20 protein-coding genes are annotated in these 19792 nt (G+C 40.6%); 8 read left to right on the top strand and 12 right to left on the bottom strand.

Annotation, left to right across the window (positions count from 1 at the left end; all coding sequences use genetic code 11):
• Positions 1 to 152 precede the first annotated feature (152 nt).
• A complete protein-coding gene (locus ASL19_RS13080) occupies positions 153 to 1259 on the bottom strand; it encodes a hybrid sensor histidine kinase/response regulator (RefSeq protein WP_006276741.1) in 1107 nt (368 codons plus the stop codon).
• Positions 1260 to 1429: 170 nt separating this feature from the next.
• Positions 1430 to 2716 carry a hybrid sensor histidine kinase/response regulator gene (locus ASL19_RS13085; protein ID WP_057178676.1) on the bottom strand — a complete coding sequence of 429 codons (1287 nt, stop codon included), beginning with the start codon at positions 2714 to 2716 and terminating at the stop codon, positions 1430 to 1432.
• 300 nt (positions 2717 to 3016) lie between these two features.
• On the opposite strand from ASL19_RS13085, the gene ASL19_RS13090 reads away from it, so the two are divergent.
• Positions 3017 to 3733 (top strand): response regulator transcription factor, encoded by a 717-nt coding sequence (locus tag ASL19_RS13090; RefSeq protein WP_006276743.1) that lies wholly within the window; start codon positions 3017 to 3019, stop codon positions 3731 to 3733.
• Here the strand turns inward: ASL19_RS13090 and ASL19_RS13095 are convergent.
• From ASL19_RS13095 to ASL19_RS18305, 4 genes are all read right to left on the bottom strand, one after another.
• Entirely contained in the window at positions 3716 to 5065 is a 1350-nt protein-coding gene (locus ASL19_RS13095; protein ID WP_057178677.1) for a lipid-A-disaccharide synthase-related protein, read from the bottom strand. The genes ASL19_RS13090 and ASL19_RS13095 overlap by 18 nt on opposite strands.
• 168 nt (positions 5066 to 5233) lie before the next feature.
• Complete coding sequence (locus ASL19_RS13100) at positions 5234 to 5629, bottom strand: DUF3119 family protein (protein WP_006276745.1); 396 nt, start codon at positions 5627 to 5629, stop codon at positions 5234 to 5236.
• A 27-nt stretch (positions 5630 to 5656) separates the two neighbouring features.
• Positions 5657 to 6451 carry an MlaE family lipid ABC transporter permease subunit gene (locus ASL19_RS13105; protein WP_006276746.1) on the bottom strand — a complete coding sequence of 265 codons (795 nt, stop codon included), beginning with the start codon at positions 6449 to 6451 and terminating at the stop codon, positions 5657 to 5659.
• Between the two features lie 253 nt (positions 6452 to 6704).
• On the bottom strand, positions 6705 to 6866 hold the full coding sequence (locus tag ASL19_RS18305; RefSeq protein WP_167317739.1) for a hypothetical protein: 162 nt from the start codon (positions 6864 to 6866) through the stop codon (positions 6705 to 6707).
• 88 nt (positions 6867 to 6954) lie between these two features.
• Here ASL19_RS18305 and ASL19_RS18955 point away from each other — a divergent pair, with 88 nt between their 5' ends.
• Entirely contained in the window at positions 6955 to 7221 is a 267-nt protein-coding gene (locus tag ASL19_RS18955; RefSeq protein WP_369814510.1) for a hypothetical protein, read from the top strand.
• Here ASL19_RS18955 and trmB read toward each other — a convergent pair.
• Positions 7211 to 7831, bottom strand: coding sequence for a tRNA (guanosine(46)-N7)-methyltransferase TrmB (gene trmB, locus ASL19_RS13115; RefSeq protein WP_057178679.1), 621 nt, complete (start codon positions 7829 to 7831; stop codon positions 7211 to 7213). The two genes, ASL19_RS18955 and trmB, sit on opposite strands and share 11 nt — an antisense overlap.
• 94 nt (positions 7832 to 7925) lie before the next feature.
• On the opposite strand from trmB, the gene ASL19_RS13120 reads away from it, so the two are divergent.
• Positions 7926 to 9029 (top strand): metallophosphoesterase, encoded by a 1104-nt coding sequence (locus tag ASL19_RS13120; protein WP_057178680.1) that lies wholly within the window; start codon positions 7926 to 7928, stop codon positions 9027 to 9029.
• A gap of 15 nt (positions 9030 to 9044) precedes the next feature.
• Here ASL19_RS13120 and pruA read toward each other — a convergent pair whose 3' ends face one another.
• Entirely contained in the window at positions 9045 to 12020 is a 2976-nt protein-coding gene (gene pruA, locus ASL19_RS13125; protein WP_057178681.1) for an L-glutamate gamma-semialdehyde dehydrogenase, read from the bottom strand.
• A 100-nt stretch (positions 12021 to 12120) separates the two neighbouring features.
• On the opposite strand from pruA, the gene ASL19_RS13130 reads away from it, so the two are divergent.
• Positions 12121 to 12327, top strand: coding sequence for a hypothetical protein (locus tag ASL19_RS13130; RefSeq protein WP_057178682.1), 207 nt, complete (start codon positions 12121 to 12123; stop codon positions 12325 to 12327).
• Between the two features lie 62 nt (positions 12328 to 12389).
• Complete coding sequence (gene purM / locus ASL19_RS13135) at positions 12390 to 13421, top strand: phosphoribosylformylglycinamidine cyclo-ligase (RefSeq protein ID WP_057178683.1); 1032 nt, start codon at positions 12390 to 12392, stop codon at positions 13419 to 13421.
• Here purM and tsaB read toward each other — a convergent pair.
• The gene (gene tsaB / locus ASL19_RS13140; protein ID WP_057178684.1) at positions 13418 to 14071 is read right to left on the bottom strand and encodes a tRNA (adenosine(37)-N6)-threonylcarbamoyltransferase complex dimerization subunit type 1 TsaB; all 654 of its coding nucleotides are present in this window, start codon (positions 14069 to 14071) and stop codon (positions 13418 to 13420) included. The genes purM and tsaB overlap by 4 nt on opposite strands.
• A 49-nt stretch (positions 14072 to 14120) precedes the next feature.
• A complete protein-coding gene (locus ASL19_RS13145) occupies positions 14121 to 14369 on the bottom strand; it encodes a Ycf34 family protein (RefSeq protein ID WP_057178685.1) in 249 nt (82 codons plus the stop codon).
• A gap of 105 nt (positions 14370 to 14474) precedes the next feature.
• On the opposite strand from ASL19_RS13145, the gene ASL19_RS13150 reads away from it, so the two are divergent.
• Positions 14475 to 15746: a CCA tRNA nucleotidyltransferase gene (locus tag ASL19_RS13150; RefSeq protein ID WP_057178686.1), complete on the top strand. Its 1272-nt coding sequence runs from the start codon at positions 14475 to 14477 to the stop codon at positions 15744 to 15746.
• 6 nt (positions 15747 to 15752) lie between these two features.
• Here the strand turns inward: ASL19_RS13150 and ASL19_RS13155 are convergent, their stop codons facing one another.
• Both ASL19_RS13155 and larC read right to left on the bottom strand, forming a co-directional pair.
• Positions 15753 to 16217 carry an SRPBCC family protein gene (locus tag ASL19_RS13155; RefSeq protein WP_057178687.1) on the bottom strand — a complete coding sequence of 155 codons (465 nt, stop codon included), beginning with the start codon at positions 16215 to 16217 and terminating at the stop codon, positions 15753 to 15755.
• A 27-nt stretch (positions 16218 to 16244) separates the two neighbouring features.
• Positions 16245 to 17537, bottom strand: coding sequence for a nickel pincer cofactor biosynthesis protein LarC (gene larC / locus ASL19_RS13160; protein ID WP_057178688.1), 1293 nt, complete (start codon positions 17535 to 17537; stop codon positions 16245 to 16247).
• Between the two features lie 142 nt (positions 17538 to 17679).
• On the opposite strand from larC, the gene ASL19_RS13165 reads away from it, so the two are divergent.
• Positions 17680 to 18333 (top strand): L-threonylcarbamoyladenylate synthase, encoded by a 654-nt coding sequence (locus ASL19_RS13165; RefSeq protein ID WP_006276761.1) that lies wholly within the window; start codon positions 17680 to 17682, stop codon positions 18331 to 18333.
• Positions 18334 to 18565: 232 nt separating this feature from the next.
• The gene (locus ASL19_RS13170; protein WP_040008673.1) at positions 18566 to 19780 is read left to right on the top strand and encodes a HetZ-related protein; all 1215 of its coding nucleotides are present in this window, start codon (positions 18566 to 18568) and stop codon (positions 19778 to 19780) included.
• Positions 19781 to 19792 lie beyond the last annotated feature (12 nt).

Below are 19792 nucleotides of genomic sequence, written 5' to 3' on the forward strand. Positions count from 1 at the left end.
TTGATAGTTGTAATGAACGTAGATGAACGTAGGTTGGGTTGAAGCATGAAACCCAACACCCCCATGGGTCTCGTTCCCCCCTACAAATAATTGCGCCTCCCCATACTACCTTTGGTAGTTGTAATGTTATACTACCTTTGGTAGTTGTAATGTTATACTACCTTTGGTAATTTGATAGTGAACGTACTACCTTTACCCAATTGTGAACATAGCTCTATCTTACCCCCATGTGCTTCAACAATGCGTTGGGATAAATGCAATCCTAAACCACTACCAGACCTTTTATTTTTACCCTGACGAAATCTTTCAAAAATAATAGTTTGATCTTCCGGTGCTATACCATATCCAGTGTCCGATATCTGAATAATAACCTGTGCCATATCTTTGTGGCGGGATTTTTCAAAAATGCTTACCTCCACAGTTCCCTGATCAGTAAATTTGATGGCATTGCCAATTAAATTGTTGAGAACCCGACGTAATTCTAGCCTATCCCCCAGAACCACATTTGGTTTTTCTAAACCGGTTTCTAATTTCAGAGTTAGGTTTTTTTCCATAGCCAATGGAATCAATTCATTAACTACTTCCTGAGCTATTTCTTGCAGATCACATGCTTGCACATTTAAAAACTTCTTATCAGCATCAAACCGATAAACCTCTAAAAGATTATTTACCATTTCTAGCAAGTTCTGATTACTGCGAATCATCATAGCGATCGCTTGTTTCATTTCAGGAGGAATTTGACCAAAGGTCTCCTTTTGAAACAGGTCTAACATACGATCTCCTGCTAATAAAGGAGTGCGCAAATCGTGAGTTAGTCGGGAGACAAAATCTTCTCGTTGTCGACTCATTTTTTGTTGTTCATCAATACTGTATTTCAGTCTCAGCAAGCAGCGGACTCTTGCTAATAACTCATTAGTATCAAATGGTTTACGAATAAAATCATCCGCACCCGCATCTAATCCTTCCACCACACTAGATTCATCAAAAGCTGTAATCAGTAAAATAGGAATGTAATCAATATTAGTATAGCTACGAATTGTGCGAGTTACTTCATAACCATCCATTTCTGGCATCATTACGTCCAAAAGAATTAGGTCTGGAGGGGATTGAACCGTTTTTTGTAAAGCTGTTGCTCCATCGGAAACTGAATCAATTGCATACCCTTCACTCTCTAATAGGGTTTGGACTAAAATTAAATTATCTCTTCTATCATCGACTACAAGAATACGCGCAACTTGATCACTCTTGCTAACTGACATACCCTATCCACCTGAGTAAATTTAGTTTAATTGGTAGTTTAAGTGGGTGAGTGGAATTAAATATAAGATCAACATAGGTTGGGTTGAAGCATGAAACCCAACACCCCCATGGGTTAACCCATCCTACAAATAATTGTGCCTCCCTACTTATTGACGCTCCCCCACAAGGACTAATATCTGGCTCTCCATTTTTCTGGAACTGACATACTGCGACCTTTTTTCTCCAAATAGCTCAGTTTCTCTTCACTGAGTGAATTTACACTAACTTGTCTTGGTAATTCAACTGTAAATAGTGAACCTACTGCTAATTGACTTTCCAACATTATTTTTCCTCCCATGATTTTCACTAATGAATCAATAATTGCTAAACCCAATCCAGTCCCTGGATATTTACGACTCATACCTTGGTCTACCTGTCTAAATGCTTCAAAAATATGTTCACAATCTTGATTGGAAATACCAATTCCAGTATCCCTAATAGAAATAGCTATGCGACTTTTACTGGTTTCGGTAACTCTAACCCAAACACACCCGCGCTCTGTAAACTTAATAGCATTTGAAAGCAAGTTAATTAAAATCTGACGCACCCGTACAGGATCATTAAATACAAGAGTATTTTCCAAATCTATTTCTACAGATAAAGATAACTTCTTGGCTTCCACTAAAGAGCGGATTTCACCCACAGTATGATTAACCATCTTAGACAGATCGAAAATTTCTGGTTTTAATCCTAATCTACCAGAATCAATCTTAGAAAAGTCTAAAACCTCATTCAGTAACATCGACAAATCCTTGGCATTATTCAGAATGCGTTTTAACATATCCGTCTGTACACTACTTAGCTGACTAAATTTAGGACGCAGTAGAATTTGGGCAAACCCGATTATAGCATTCATGGGGGTTCGCAACTCATGAGATATGGTTGACAAAAATTGTGATTTCAATCTTGATACTTCTAATAGTTTCAAATTCTGTAGTTGAATTTGTTGTCGTTGTCTCTCTAATTCATCGTTACTACGAATCAACTTTTCATGGCTTTCTTTAAGCTGACTATAAGCTAACTGGGCTTTAGTCTCGGACTGGTGCAAGCGAATTGCATTTCGCAGTGTTATAGATAAAATTTCTGGAGTGAGACTGGATTTATTTAAATAGTCTGTAGCACCGTTATGTAATAAATTGAGAGCGGTTTTTTCCTCTCCTGGACTTGTAAGAATCACCAGGGGGACTTTAATCTGGGAGAAATGTAGTTTGTCAATTAGGGTCAAAGTGCCATCCACCAAAGGAGAACCAAGAAAAATACAGTCGAATCTAGCACTTTCTAGGACACAAAAAACATTCTTGCTGTCACTGACCTCCCATAATTCCAAGGATAACCTGGTTTCGTTTACCACTAAACGAAATAGCTTACGTGCTAAGTCATCCTCATCCACAACCAAAATTTTTAGCCTCTCTTCCATTAGTTTCCATTTCCCCCCCGTTTACATATATTTGTCTAATTTTTAGACCAGTTTTACGCGCCCAGATGACCGGTTTCCCAGACTCAAGTTATACCCACATTATTTCGTATTCGCATCAGTATTTCATATCCCGGAACTTTTGGCATATATCCCTGGTTATATTTTTACTCTTCCCTAAGATAGATGTAATTTACAACATATATCATCTAAGATCCCCTTGGGGATATTAGACACAAGGAGTTTGACCTAATGGGTGAATTTCCAAGATAATTATGATAATTTGGTTAATTTGGTACGACAATGAGTGAAATTAGCATTATTTTAATAGAAGACCATGATTTAACTAGAATGGGTTTAAAGACTGTCATCCAGTCCCACCCAGGGTTGAAGGTAATCGGCGAAGCAGCAAATGCAACTCAAGGACTAAAACTTTTGGAAACTACTAAACCAGATGTGGCTGTGGTCGATATTGGATTACCTGATATGGATGGGATAGAATTAACTCGTAAGTTTAAGCGCCATCAAACTGAAAACGGACAGAACAATACCAAAATACTGGTTTTGACCATGGATAGTACGGAAGAATCAGTTCTAGCTGCTTTTGCAGCGGGAGCAGACTCCTATTACATGAAAGAGACTAGCATTAATAAATTAACAGAAGCTATAAATGCTACTTATGCGGGAAATTCTTGGATAGATCCAGCGATCGCGAATGTAGTTTTAAGGAGGATGCGTGTCCAGTCACCGGGGGAAGCAGGGGATAAACCAAAAATGGTCAAAATAGAGGGTTTAGCCATAGAGTACGAACAGGTGCTAGAAAGCTCTCCCCTCACCCAACGGGAGTTGGAAATTTTGGAATTAATAGTGGATGGTTGTAGCAACGGACAAATAGCAGAGAAACTCTATATTACAGTGGGAACGGTAAAAACCCATGTTCGCAATATTTTGAATAAGCTCTGTGCGGATGATAGAACCCAAGCTGCTGTGCGGGCTCTACGTTCAGGATTGGTTGGGTGAGCCCAATCTCACTTCCAAACATTCAGCAATGCGTTTTGCTGCTCCTGGTTTCCCCATACGTTCCCATCCATTTGTGGCAATTTCCTGGAAAAAGTCAGGATTTTGGAACAGATTTGAAACGGTTTTGGGAACTTGTCTGGGGTGATCTAATAATATTAAAGAAACTCCTAAAAGACGACTTTGAGCTTCAGCAAAATTGGGATTATATTGAGGACCTTTACCTGGAAAAGCAATTACAGGTTTTCCCAGTCCTACAAATTGCTCTGTGGCGGTACCCGCCATAGCAATGGCTAAATGTGCCCAGTGTAGACATTCATTATAAGATGTTTTTGTTAATAGTAAATAGGCATTTCTTTGTTTAAAAACTAAAGCATGGGGATCCCTAATAGCAATGGGGGATGAGTGATGATTTTCCCAACCTTGAATTTTTAAACTTTCAGATAAAATTGCCTCGTCCAAACCGGGAGCGATCGCACTGAGAAAAATAATTTTTTGCCCGTGTAAACTCTCCATTAAACCGGATATAGCCACCATAATCATTTCCCAATTATTATATGCTTCACCAGTGCGGGAACCGGGGAGTAAAGTAACAATGAGGGGGTAATAGCTTTCTGATTTTTGGAGATTGGAATCTAGAAATTGGGGTGTATTAGAAGAAGGTTCCAAACCATCCATCATGGGATTTCCTGCATCAAAAGCTGGGATAGGCCACCTTCTTAAAATTTCCGTGGTTAGGGTATCTCGAGGGAAAACTGCACGACAGCGACGACCACTCATCAACCATCTTTCCCAGGGGTGGTAAATGGAACCGGAGAAGTTTTCCCACCAAGATTTTTGGGAATTTCTCCTGAGTAGACCGATTTTATCCCGCACATAATATTCTGATTTTGCGGTTCCCACAAAAGCATAATTAGCACCGCTGATGGCGGCAAATAATAGAGGTATGATATCACCCACCGCTAGAATTCCTTGGTGATTGCCCAATTTTCTTTGACATTTTACCCAGATACGAACTGCTTGAATTTGCTTCCAGGTGAGTTGAATTAGACCACTTTGGATATCCTGTACCAGTTGACTACTATCCATATAGATAAAACCACCTGAAGGCATGGTTTTTACATCCCCAATACGGGGTATATTTAAACTTTGATAGGTATGACCTTCTCCTACTATTGGTAAGGCAAAAATATCGGGAGCTGAGGGGAGCTTTTTTAGTTCTTCGATAATCCTTCCTGCAATTATATCCTCTCCGTGACCATTACTTAAAATAAGTAACTGCCAATTGGGGCTTTTTTCCAGGGTATGGTCTAAGGGTAACGATGAATGTTTCATACAATTGACAAAATAATATATATTAAAACTAGACCAGAACCGTTTTTAAAAACAATTCGTGGATAAGTGGGTGGGTGGAATTAAATATAAGATGAACGTAGGTTGGGTTGAAGTATGAAACCCAACACCCCCATGGGGTTAACCCATCCTACAAATAATTGTGCCTCCCTAGGGTATTTTACCCTCTGCTTGCAATCTTTCTAAACAGGATTTCAGGGTTCTAGGGTCAAATAAAATTGGCAAAAAATGGATGCTTTTGATTTCTCTAAAATAGAACAAAATTGGCACCCTATCCCAAAAAATTCGCCAACTTTGCCACTCCCCATAAGGAAATCTCCTGATTAACTTCTCACCTCGGTAAATATCAAAGTCATTCCCAGTAAATAAAAACCGCAACGACACAGCTTGAAACATGAGAAATAATCCAAATAGCGCGATCGCACCACCCAATAAAGGTTGAAGCACTAATAGGGGAATAGAACTAATTACTAATACCAGAGGAATATTGTAACTAGTTTTGAGCTCCGTGGTAGATAAACTACTAGATAAGGGATAATTTGTCATAATTTTTGAGAGTTGTAGGTGAAATAATTAAGGTCTGATAGATGGATTACCCGCTCCCTGAAACATCAACCATGATAAAAAGAAATTGCTAATGAAAATCACTAACAGCGCAGTAACCACTGCTGTGGTGGTTGATTGTCCCACACCCTTAGCTCCCCCTGTCGTGGTTAAACCCCAGCTGCAACCAATTATGGCGATTAAAATCCCAAAACACGCTGCTTTAATCATGGCACTAGTTATATCTCGCAGATCTAAAAAGTTACGCGCTGAGTCTAAAAACACCGTATCCGAAAGATTGTAAAGATTGGTAGCAATTATCAATCCTCCCCACATTCCAGTAACCAGAGATAGCAGGGTCAAAATTGGTAACATTAATAAACATGCTAAAAGACGAGGGATGACTAAAAAATCAATAGGGTCAGTCTTTAACATTAACAAAGCATCTATTTGTTCTGTAACCCGCATAGTACCAATTTCTGCCGCAAATGCAGAACCTACTCTACCCGCTAAAATAACTGCTGTGAGTACAGGTGATAATTCTCGGGTTAAAGCTACTGCTAATACCCCCCCTACCAAATTCCCAGCACCAAAGTTAATAAACTCTCGCGCTACCTGAATTGTAAACACTGCACCGACGAAAATCGCCGTTAGTAAGGCTATAAATAGGGAATCTGGTCCCACTACCGCTAGTTGCTCTAGTGTGTTACGACGATGAATTTTTCCCCTGAGCAAGTGCAGTGTCACTTGTCCCCCTAAAAAAATCGCCTCCACCAGTCTTTGACCCCATAGTCCTAAACTGGATTTAGATATAGTCTGGCTCAATGTCTTCTATCTAACTCGGTGACCCTTCTAAGAATAGCGAAACTTCTCGCTTTTTTCTCTTGACCATTTTGATCACTATATTAACTTTGGTTAAGGATTTTCTCACTAATTACATCTTAACATATCTTAATTTTTAACCCGATACAACATATCTAAATGTAATTAATTAACCAAACCCATGTATATCAAGGGTTTTACCACTTGGGGTTCCCTAAAACTGACCCTGCACTAGATGGTAATTTTCATCTGTATTTTAATTAAGATTTAAGATTTTTGACAAATCCGTATTTTTCATCGCGATCGCCCCTATTGTAGAAATTGACGTGCAGGTTTTGGTCTGTCGTCGTCTTAAATCTTGGAGATGGCCTGAAATGATGGTTTTTACTAACTTTCTCCGCTCAGTTTTACTGGCCATAGTATTGAGTTTTATAGCTCCAATATTATTTGTTGGTTTTTTATTGTCCTGTCTATGTTTGTTTGGACTCATCCCTATCTTACATGGAGTGACTCAGGACATACCCAATGACATACTGCATTTTTTAGCTACCTTTGGCACTGGTAGTCCCCTCCATGGATTGTTAATCATTGGTCTGACCTTTGGTTTTGTTGGCGGGTTATTTGACGTTTATGCCTACTATCGTCATCAGGTTTTTAGTTTAAACAGTGAGGGATTGATTCAAACTTCAACAATTACAGTGTTTTGTGAATCCTTAGAGAATGAGGAAGTATATTTAAAACCTTTAACCAGAACACCAGGAGCTATCTCTTAACAAACAAAGCGCGGTAAATGGGTTCACCCTTATTCTGGGTAGCTATTTCCCGTTCTGTGGGGACTAGGGGGTTTTCCGATAACCATACCCCGTTAAATGCTGGGTGTTCTTGCAGGCGATCGCACATTTGAGTAGCTAGAAAATGTTGATCAGACTGTATAAACACTTCTCCACCCACAACCAAGTAATTAGCCAAATGTGACACCAATTGGGGTTGTACCACACGACGTTTAGCATGACGGGATTTAAACCAAGGATCGGGGAATTGGATAGTTACCCGTTGTAGAACTCCCGTTGGCAAACTGGACAAAATTGGCTCTAGGGAATTATTCACATTACAAAATAAATAATGTAAATTTTGCCAATCTAATTGACCAGCTAATCTGTTAGCTTCCGTCACCAGAGGTTCTCTAATTTCTAAACCCAAAAAATTCCAGTTTAATTCTCTTTGAGCCATTTGTAATAAAAACCTACCTCGTCCAGCTCCAATATCCAAGTGTAGAGGTTGGTTTGTTTGAGAAAAAACCTGTTCCCATATTGGTGGATCAATAGGAGTTTGGAACTTTCTAGCTAGAGGGTTAACGTGCTGACGCACCCGAATCAAAGGCAAAATTTCCACCTCCAAAGACTATAAAAGGTCTAATTTAGTGTACATTTTAGATTAAACAGATAAGTGGTTTTAACATTTTTTTAAATTAACAGATATGAAGTTTCGCTTTGCCATAGTTAGCGATTTGCACATTGCTCTACCCCACACCATATGGGATCATCCTGATCGGTTCCACCTAGTGGAAGTAAGTATCCCCGCTTTAGAAATTGTCCTAGAACATCTCACCCAACTGGATCTGGATTTTCTTTTACTCCCGGGAGACCTCACCCAACACGGTGAACCAGAAAATCACGCCTGGTTGAGCAACAGACTATCACAGCTACCATTTCCTAGCTATGTTGTCCCTGGTAATCATGATGTCCCCGTATTGTTAGCTAATTACCAGTCTATTGGTTTTATGGAGTTTCCCTATTATTACCATAAATTTGGCTATGATCACCCAGACCATTTCTATTATAACCGTCAAATATTGCCAGGTGTGAGACTAATTGGGTTAAACTCTAACACCTTTGACCACCATGGTAAACAGATAGGACTTTTAGACCCGGAACAATTTCAATGGTTAGAGTCAGAATTGTCCAAGATAAAGGATGAATTAGTCTTGGTTATGATTCATCATAATGTTGTTGAGCATTTACCCAACCAGGCAACCCATCCCATGGCTAATCGTTACATGTTAGAGAACGCTCGAGAGCTAGTAGACCTGTTGGTTAGACATGGGGTTAAACTAGTGTTTACAGGACACTTACATGTACAAGATGTAGCCCAGTCCAACGGAGTTTATGATATTACCACCGGTTCCCTTGTCAGTTATCCCCATCCCTATAGAGTATTAGAATATGAACGAGACCATCTAGGGAGAGAATGGTTACAAATATTCTCCCATCGAGTTCAATCAGTACCCCAATTTCCCGATTTACAACAATCATCCAGACAATGGATGGGCGATCGCTCCTTTCCCTTTGTGATCAAACTACTCACCTTACCCCCCTTGAATTTACCCTTAAATCAGGCCCAAAAGCTAGCTCCTGACCTGCGAGAATTTTGGGCCACCATAGCGGATGGGGATGGAATCTTGGAATATCCCACCTTTCCCCTAGAAGTTCGGTCTTACATTGCAAAATATGGAGCCATTAGTCATAGTGGTGCTCCCACCTATATTGATAATAACAGTCGTCTTTTGCTTAATGATCGGTAAATTACCTTTTACCCGTTAATCTGCTCCTTCTATGGGAGCAAAACCCTGACGTTGAATGTTCTCAGTTATGGTTCTTGGTTCTAAAAACTGTAATAAATAATCAGGACCACCTGCTTTGGAACCCACACCAGAAAGTTTAAACCCACCAAATGGTTGACGAGCTACAATCGCACCGGTAATATTCCTGTTAATATACAAATTTCCCACTTCCAGTTCCCTCTTTGCTTGTTCAATATGGGAAGGTGTGCGGGAATAAATACCCCCAGTTAAAGCATAGTTGGTTGAATTGGCAATTTTTACCGCTTGATCAAAATCTGGCGCAGGAATTACTGATAAAACCGGACCAAATATCTCCTGCTGGGCGATCGCTCCCTGGGGAGGAACGTCAGCAAAAATCACAGGTCCGACAAAATACCCTTGAGATGGGGACTCCAACTGCAAAACCAATTTGGCTTCTTTTTTGCCCATCTCTATATATTCTAAAATCCGGTTTTTAGCTTGACTATCAATCACTGGACCAACCTGGGTACTAGGTAGCTCTGCTGCACCAATATTTAAGGACTTGGTTGCTTCAATTAATCTATTTAAAAACGTTTCATAGATAGGTTGTAATACAATTACCCTAGAACAGGCGGAACACTTTTGACCACTATAACCAAAAGCGGAATGAACCACTCCTACCACTGCTTGGTCTAGATCCGCACTTTCATCTACAATAATGGCATTCTTACCTCCCATTTCGGCAATTACCTTTTTAAGATATTTTTGTCCTGGTTTAACAATAGCAGCTTCCGCATAAATTCTACATCCCACTTCCTGAGATCCCGTAAAAGCAATTACATGGGTTTGGGGATGATTAACCAGGTAGGCGCCCACTTGAGATCCTTTTCCGGGCACATATTGAAAAACACCTTTGGGGATTCCCGCTTCTAGAAGGATTTGTGTAAACTTGGCGGTAATCACAGAAGAGGTTTCTGCTGGTTTGAGCAGAGTACAATTTCCTGCAACCAGAGCAGCAACAGTCATACCACAGGCGATCGCCAGCGGAAAGTTCCAGGGGGAGATGACCACAGCAATTCCCTTGGGTTGGTAAATATAACGGTTGGTTTCTCCAGCTACATCATATACCACTCCCCCATCCAGACGTTCCATTTCCTGAGCGTAATAACGACAAAAATCTATAGCTTCGGAAACTTCTGCATCAGCTTCTTTAACAGGTTTGCCCACTTCTAATACAATCCAGGCTGCCAATTCAGCTCGTCTGATTTCCATTAAGTTTGCTGCGCGACGCAAAATATCAGCTCGTTGTGGCCCAGGTGTTTTTTGCCAATGGGGAAAAGCAGCTTGAGCAGCTTGCATTGCTTCCTCAGCTTGTTCCACACTAATCAAGCCAATTTTGCCCACTACCTGACTAAAATCAGAAGGATTTAAGGAATCGATAATAGTTGATGTATTAACGTATTCTCCATTAATTAGGGGTAAATAGGTTTTCCCCAATTGTTGATGCACCTGCTCAAAAGCCAATCGGGAATCTTCTCGTTTTTGCTCCTCAGCATAATCTATATCCGCAGCACCTATAAAATCATCTTGTGTTGGGTTTTCTGGAATGGGAGTTTCTTCCACTATGGGAGGAGCTAACAATTCAGCAACCGGACGATTTTCCAGATTTTGCCTTAAAAAAGAACTATTAGCCGTATTCTCCAATAGTCTGCGAATTAGATAGGCCATCCCTGGTAATAAATCACCGTAGGGACAATAGACTCGCACTCGGTAACCTTTATCTACTAACGCTTTAGCAATTTTGTCCCCCATGCCATACAAAACTTGCATTTCAAAGCAGCGTCGTGGAACGTTGAGACTTTCTGCAATGGCTATGGCACGAGCTTGGGATCTAACATTGTGGCTACCCAGAGCAGAATAAACGTATTGGTGATTCTCTAAAAGAAGCTGAGTTATGGCTTCAAAGTTAGCATCCGTAGCTACTTTATCATTGTAAACTGGTTGATCCCAATGTTTTTGGGCAGCCTTAATAGTTTCCTGATCCCAATAGGCGCCTTTTACCAATCTAATGGTTAGGGGATAACCTCGTTGTTTCAACCAGTCAATTACCCCTTGGACATCTTCCTTACTATCACGTAAATAGGCTTGAATAGTTATGCCAATATCCGTACGTTGACGAAATTCCTCTTCTAATAATAGCTTTTTCAGAATTTTCAAAGTTATATCTTTATAGCCATACTGCTCCATATCAAAATGTACTGCTGCTCCCAATTCCCGCGATCGACGTAGCAAAGTCCGAATCCGCTCGCTTACCTTTGCTTCACTCCCTTCAGCATTTAAAGGATCAAATTGGGAATAAAAAGCAGTTAATTTCACTGAAACCTGTACTTTGGGAATTATTTCTCCATCAGCTTCGTCAATAATAGGTACATGTTGCCATTTTTTTGATGCTTCCACTAACTGCTGCATCAATTCTAAATATTTTTCTAAATAAGACTGTGCCTCTATTTCTGTAATGACTGCTTCCCCAAGTAAATCAATAGTGAAAGCCATTTTTTCTTTTCTGAGTTTTTCCACGGTTTTAATTACCTGTTGGATATTCTCTCCAGAAATATATTTATGTGCCAGAGTTTGCACGGCTGTCTCTACGGTGGTAGCAGCTACCTGACCTGGCATAGAATCCGGATAAGCAAAATTTAACAAACTTTTCAATGCTGGTGGTAATTCCACTGAATCATCACCCAAATACTCCTGTAAATGGGAGGCAATTTCCACTTTGCTATGGAGCGCAGGTAAAGTGTCTATAAAACGAAACAATTGCACCCGCAACCCAGGATTACCCATAGTCCACCCCAACAGTTTGTCATCCCATCGCATTTGATCCCGTAAAGCAGCAAAAAAGGAACGACCTTCCTGGGTGTTAGCGAGAATCTGCTGGGCAATTTCTTGGGTTTTAACTTCGTAATTGCTGTTTTGTGTTTTTAATGCCATAAAATAAAATACTACTGGAATTACTACCTATAATTTAAAAGACGCGATCGCCAATTATTCTAATATTCTAAATATAATACTGTAATCTAAAAATCCGCCAATGAACAGTCAACAACTAGCTACATATTTAGAACTAACCGATAGTATTGCCAAACCGTGGTTATTAGTGCAACTCAGGTTAAAAAAATTACAGGAGCGACGGCATGACATATCTACGGAAGTTTATATAGAAGAACTAGCAGACATTCACCAAGACATGATGAATTTAGGAGAATGGTGGAAAGGAATGGAGGATGAGGTTTTCTAGAGATTTTAGTGATTTTGTGGTAATGATGGATAGAAAAAAAACGGAAGGTTAACATTACAGTCATGGATTATCGGGATGCAGGTGTGGATGTAGAAGCGGGTAGAGCTTTTGTAGGACAAATTCGCAATTTAGTTCACAGTACCTTTAGACCAGAAGTTTTGGGTGGTTTGGGCGGTTTTAGTGGATGTTTCCAACTACCCACAGGTTATCACGAACCTGTATTGGTGTCTGGTACGGATGGTGTGGGCACAAAGCTAAAAATTGCCCAAATCCTCAATTGTCACCACACTGTGGGTATTGATTTGGTGGCTATGTGTGTTAATGATGTACTCACCTCGGGAGCAGAACCACTATTTTTTCTAGATTATGTCGCTACTGGTAAACTAGAAGGAGAGCAGTTAACTCAGGTGGTGTCAGGAATAGCTGAAGGTTGTAAATTAGCTGGTGCTGCTCTATTGGGGGGAGAAACAGCTGAAATGCCAGGTTTCTACCAGGTGGGTGAATATGACCTAGCTGGTTTCTGTGTGGGAATTGTGGAAAAAAGCAAAATGTTAGATGGTTCCCAGGTGCAAGTTGGCGATCTGGCCATAGGTCTAGCTAGTTCTGGTATTCATAGTAATGGTGTGAGTTTAATCCGAAAGATTGTTAGTGATGGTGGTTTTACTTGGAACCACACTCCAGATTTTTTCCATGGAAAAACTTTAGGTTCTACTTTTCTCACCCCTACTCGCATTTATGTTAAGTCTGTTTTATCAGCTCTGCACCAAGGTCTGGAAATTCACGGTATGGCCCACATTACCGGTGGGGGTTTACCAGAAAATTTGCCCAGGTGCTTAGGAGCTAATCAATCTGTGAAAATTCATCCAGGTAGTTGGCCAATCCCCCCCGTATTTAAATGGTTGGCTGATTTTGGATCTGTGGGTGCACAAGCTATGTACAATACTTTTAACATGGGTTTGGGTTTTGTGTTGATTTTACCTCCCACACAAGCACAACAAGCAATTACTCATTTCCAATCTCAGCATATTCCCGCTTTTACTATTGGTGAGGTTGTGGGGGGATCCGGTGAATTAATTGCTCTTTTTGATTCTTAGCTATCCACAGGATGTTGACCGTAGTAGGGTAGGGAATCAGACCAATGACCATTCTTACCTTGTTGCCAATCTAAATAAGCCAGGTGTAATATACTGGTTACTGTCACTGCTAAATTTGATGTGGCTCTAATTAGTTCATGTTCAATTGGATAATTATTGGGATAATCATTTAAGGTTTCTTTCCATGCTTCTAGAGTAAACACCTGGTCTGCTAATAGAGCTTTTATCTCGGATTTTTCAACATCAATCTGATAAATCGCTCCAAATACTTTCCCCTGCTGTGCTGGCATTTCTACAGCTATAGTGGCTGGTAAATGAGAATTTTGATTCTTTTCGTGCCATGCCACCGCTGCTAAGGTGGATATAGCTAAAACCGGAATGTTCAATTGCTGACCTAGGGTACGTGCTAAAACCATACCAATGCGAGTACCGGTAAACCCTCCAGGTCCTTTAGCTACTGCAATTAACCGTAGATCTGGCCAGCTTTGGGGTAGGATAAAATCCACTAGACATTGGTGAATATGACTGGATACATCACGTCCCAAATTCCATACCTGAGAGCGCGTGTCATCCACAAAGTTACTCATTACTAAACCTAATTCCGGTGTAGTAGTGTGTATTCCTAAAGCGTATTTTTGGTGATTGTTCAAGAGCTTCTATTAGCAGTAAAGTGGAAAATTAGAATAACATACACCAACATTAAGTGGGTACTAATTCACCCGGACGTAATGATGCCCATTTACCCATTTCTGGTTTAAAACTTAGACAACCTACCACATCCCATTCCATTTCAATAATTTCTCCTTTAGTACGAATGTTAACATTTATGGCAGGTTCCTGGGCATTAAAATCGGGATTTTCATTTAAGTGTGGTTGTTGGTGTTGAGTTTCTACCGCATTGTAGGTAACACAACGGTCTACGTAGTGACAGTTAACGCAAATACACATGACCAACTCCTACCCTAAGGTTAGATATGTAGCTATATCATATAGTTTTAGCAGGTGGAATGGCAATATAGACTAATTTGCCGCTCATACTTTTTTGGATAAATAATGAATGATTCAATTACTGCTCGCTTAGATCCCAAAAATTGGCCGTTTAGCTTGGGGATGCTACCTCAACCAGCTTATATGGTAGGTGGTGCAGTGCGGGATGGCATTTTGGGTAGAAGTCAAGACTACTTGGATTTAGACTTTATCATACCAGACAATGCGGTAAAAGTTGCTCGGGCGATCGCCCAACATTATGGAGCTGGTTTTGTGTTGTTGGATGGGAAGAGAAATATAGCCCGGGTGGTGTTTCCCCAGGGGACAGTAGATTTTGCCCAACAGGATGGAGACAGTTTACTGACTGATTTACATCGGAGAGACTTTACCATTAATGCGATCGCCTATAATCCCTATACTCAAGAACTGATGGATCCTCTAGGTGGTTGTAAAGACATAGAAAGTGGTTTATTGCGGATGATATCTCCCCAAAATCTCCAAGATGACCCTTTGCGTTTAATGCGTGCTTATCGTCAAGCTGCCCAATTAAATTTTGTTATTGAACCTCATACCCAACTAACTATTCGTAAATTGTCTGTAAATCTTTGTCAAGTCGCTTCCGAAAGGATTAGAACAGAAATTGGTTATCTTTTGCAAAGTGCTGTAGGTACATTTTGGTTAAAAACCGCTTGGGAGGATGGGTTATTAGGTCAATTTTTTATTTATGCAACGCCAGAAAGTGTAGATAAACTAATTGCAGTAGATCCAGCGGTTCAAGCAATAGGGGAAAATTGGTCAGAACTGGGGGAACAGCTAGAAAAACCCATTCGGGATTCTATGAAAACCAGATGGTTGGATATTGCTAAACTAGGGTGTTTAGTGAATCCTGCTCCTGAGATAGCAGAACGGGAGCTGGGGGAAATGACATACAGTCGAGTGGAGATTCGTAGTATTATTACCGCCCTACGACTATTCCCGCAGATGAAACAAGCAAATAGCATGTCCTTGCGAGAACAGTACTGTTGGTTTAGGGAGGTAGGGGTTGTTTTTAGCTCTACAATCGTTCTAGCTTTAGCACAGGATATGTTAAACACCAAGTCCCACAAGCATAGTTTAGAATTGTATAGACCCCTGGTTAAACGTTATTTGAACCCTGATGATTTGGTGGCCCACCCATCACCGTTGGTGACTGGTAAGGAGGTGATTATAGCACTAAATATCCCACCCTCACCACTGGTGGGAGAAATTTTGCAGGAAATTGCCATTGCTCAAGCTGAGGGTAAGGTAAATAATTCCCAGGGGGCACTAGCACTAGCTAGAAAATTAATAGATAAGTAATAGGCACTACAAAGCATATTTGGGAGACTTGGCTAATCCTTCGGCAACATTTTTAAACCGGACTAACTGTGACCGCATATCCGATTGGGTCCAGGATGCAGCAAAAGTGTTAAATCCCCAACTGATAATGGGATTGGGTATTTTAAATTCAAAGGAATTAATCAATAATGTGCCTTGACTTAGAGGTTGACATTCCCAGCGATCGCTCCCTTGAAAGAACCCCTTAAAACCCCAGACAATAAGTCCTGGTTGTCTTTCAATGACCACCACATTGAGAGTGGGTTTAATTCCTGGGATTTGAATCATAAAACGACTGCGACTGCCAATTTCTGTGGTCCAAACCTCCCCTAGGGGTTCACAGCGAAGGAGGGGATTTAACCATTGGTGCATTAAATGCAAGTCGGTTAAACATTGTTCTACTAATGTAGCAGGAGCATTAATTTGAATTGACTGTTGTAAAAGTTGGGTCATTTTTAAAAATATAGCTTGTGCCAGAATTTAGGGTTGGCTCGCATACCAATGGTGTAAGGCCAAGCGTTGGATTTCACGCCAAGGGAGATGATGCTGTCTAGCTAGATTGGCACAGTCTTCATATTCAGGTTGTACATTAGTAATGACCTTTTGTGACGTTTTACCTTGCCAAGCCACCTTTACAGCAACTTGACCATAGGGAGTTTGCACCGTTTGCATATCTCTTTGTAAAATACGGCGTTGTTGAGTAGTATAACGAATACCCAAGGTGGTAGTTTCCCTAAATATCACCTCCTGACAACCAGTCAGATTTTCCGGATGACAAATTGCACTTAGTAAAATTCCCGGACGTGATTTTTTCATACCTATAGATTGGGTAAACACATCTACCGCACCAGCAGCAAACAAAGCTTCAAAAACATAACCTATAGCTTGGGGACTCAAATCATCTATTTGGGTCTCTAAAACACAAATTGTCTCTTCCCCTTCTCCATGAGGATCCCCATCATTCACCTGTAACTTGTGAATATGTAAAGGATCTGGGGAAGTTTCACCTAGCCAAATGCGTAGTATATTAGGAATGGGTAAATCCAGAGAACCAGCACCCAATCCCACCTGCTTCAACACCATCGGTGGAGGTGAACCAAAACTCCTCGCCAAAGTAGTGGCGATCGCTGCTCCTGTTGGTGTAACTAGTTCTCTGTCAATACCATTACTATAGACGGGAGAATTGGTCATTTCCCATAACTTTAACACTGCGGGTACGGGAACTGGCATTCTACCATGAGCAGCTCTAACCGTTCCCCCCCCCGTAGGAAAGGCTGAACAATAGACTAAGGGTAGCCCAGTTTCATCACTGTCTATTCCTAACCAGTCTAAACTCAAACAGGTTCCCACAATATCCACAATTGCATCAACAGCACCAACTTCATGAAAGTGAACTTTTTCAGGTGCAATGCCATGTACTGCGCCTTCTGCTACTGCTAATTGGCGGAATACAGCTAAACTCCAGTCAGCTGCTCTTGTGGGTAGATTAGCTGCGAGGATCATCTTTTCTATTTCTGGTAGATGACGACCATGGTGATGATGGTGATTATGATCGTGATCATGATGGTAACTGGTTAGGTTGACATGGATTTTAGTAGCTTGTTGAGTTTGACGATGAACTAACTCGCTTTCCAATTCATATTCCTGGTCAATCCCCAAACCCCCAAGTTTTTCCAGTAAGTAGTTGACAGGAACACCCAAACTTACGAAAGCGCCCAAACACATATCACCAGATATTCCCGTAGGACATTGAAAATAGGCAATTTTACTCATAAAATGCTAATAATGATTAATCGTTTTTTTGTGTTTCTGTTTAAACTGTAAGTTAAATTCTACTGATCTTATGGTCATGGAGGGGTCATAGGTAGCAATGACGTTTAAGTTGGAAATTAATCTTTCACCCATTTATTAGCTTATGGCTAGAATTTTGGAAATTCATCCTGATAACCCACAAAATCGTCGGATAGAGGATATAAGGTTGGCACTTTCTGGTGGTGCTGTTATGCTTTATCCTACTGATACGGTTTATGCCATCGGTTGCGATTTAAATGCCAAGTCAGCTGTAGAAAGAGTTAAGAAAATTAAGCGGTTGGCCAATGATAAACCATTAACCTTCCTATGTCCTTCTCTTTCTCGCGTAGCTACTTATGCCTTTGTCAGTGATATAGCTTATCGGATTATGAAATCCTTGATACCAGGTCCCTACACTTTTTTGTTGCCTGCTACCAAGTTAGTACCGCGATTGGTACAAAATCCTAAGCGTAAAACCACGGGGATTCGAGTGCCAAATCACCACCTGTGTTTGGCCTTACTAGAATCTTTGGGGAATCCCATTATCTCTACTTCGGCGCATTTACCCCTTCATGATATGGATGACCTAAATGTAGATATTGACATACACCCATCTAAGATGGACCTGTTTGACCGTTTAGATAGCTTGGTAGATATTATTATAGACACGGGTGAGGAACCCAAGAATCAGGTATCTACTATTTTAGACTTGACGGATAATCAACCTATTATAACAAGAAAGGGAATGGGTTGGGAAGCAGTAGCAGCTTGGATATAATCACCTTGCCAATTTTAATAGATGATCCCCATTTTGACTATTACTTTGATACTATTGCACCAAAAAATGCTCAATTCAGAAAATACAGCTTTAACACTTCACGGTAACATACACCAAGACTATCCGCAAAAAATCTTCAAGGGAAGAGGTGGTTTCATACCGGATAATGCCATGGAAAGACATCAATCGGTTGCGTTTAATTGTAGTTAAGGTGCAATACTCAGGAAAAGTCATGAAAGCTAACCCCGTTAATCTGCCAAATTTTAGACCCGCTCTTGATGGTGACTCTCAAGACTCACCACTTGCTAGTTCCAAAACCTTAGTACAGCTCCTATCTGAGGAAATCGAGTCTCAAGTTAAGGCTTCCTCTGGATGTATACAAGCTGTTGTAAATCGCATAACTAAGGAAGTAGAAAGAATTTGTGATAAAAGTTCCCGTATTCAAACTTCTGGACAAGTTAAGTCTTGGCAGGCTACTTTAGCTAAACATCGCTTACAAAAATGCCTACGTTATTATCAATTGGGTTCAAGACAAGGAAGAGTAGAGTTACATAGTAGTTTAGGTGCAATTGTATATCGTCACGTCACTACAGCTGGATCTGAACTAGGTTTTGAAGCCCGTTATAATCTAATTGAAGATTTTTTACAAGCATTTTATATTGAGGCCATTAAAGCCTTTCGTCGGGAAAACGAATTAGCAGAAGATTATACACCACGCACTCAACTGGAATTAGCTGAGTATATGGCATTTACAGAGCAGTATGCTAAACGTCGAATTAATTTGCCCGGTGGAGCTAATCAACAGTTAATTGTGCTGCGAGCCCAGGGTTTTGCTCGTCGTCAACCCCAGGAAACAACGGTTGATATTGAAATGGCTGTGGATTCAGCTAAAACAGAAGAAGCGGAATCTTATCAGCGTAATTTGGCAGTTCAGCAAATTCGCTCCCAAATGGTTGCTAAGCCCACCTTTGACCCCTCTGAAGAGTCAGAACGAGACCGGGTAATTACTGAGTTGATGAAGTATCTTCAATCTCAGGGTCAAGCGGACTGTATGAATTATTTGTCTTTGAAACTTCAGGATCTATCCGCACCAGAAATCGATCAAATTTTGGGACTAACCAGTCGTCAGCGCGATTATTTACAACAAAGATTTAAATACCACGTTGAAAAGTTCGCTAAACAACATCATTGGCAATTGGTACATCAATGGTTGGGAGCTGGACTAGAACATAAGCTGGGTTTATCCTCTCAACAATGGGATCTTTTCTGGAATCAATTGACTGAACAACAACAACAAATCTTTCAACTTAAAACCACTATGGAAAATGATCAGGCGATCGCCAAGGCTGTGCAATGTACTCCTAAGCAGTTACAAAAGCGATGGACTCAAATGTTGGAATTGGCCTGGGCTATACGTAATGGAAATATGGAAGTTAAGACTTGTTGAACCGTTGAAACC

This window comes from Cylindrospermopsis sp. CR12 (genome assembly GCF_001432185.1).
Lineage (GTDB): Bacteria > Cyanobacteriota > Cyanobacteriia > Cyanobacteriales > Nostocaceae > Raphidiopsis > Raphidiopsis raciborskii.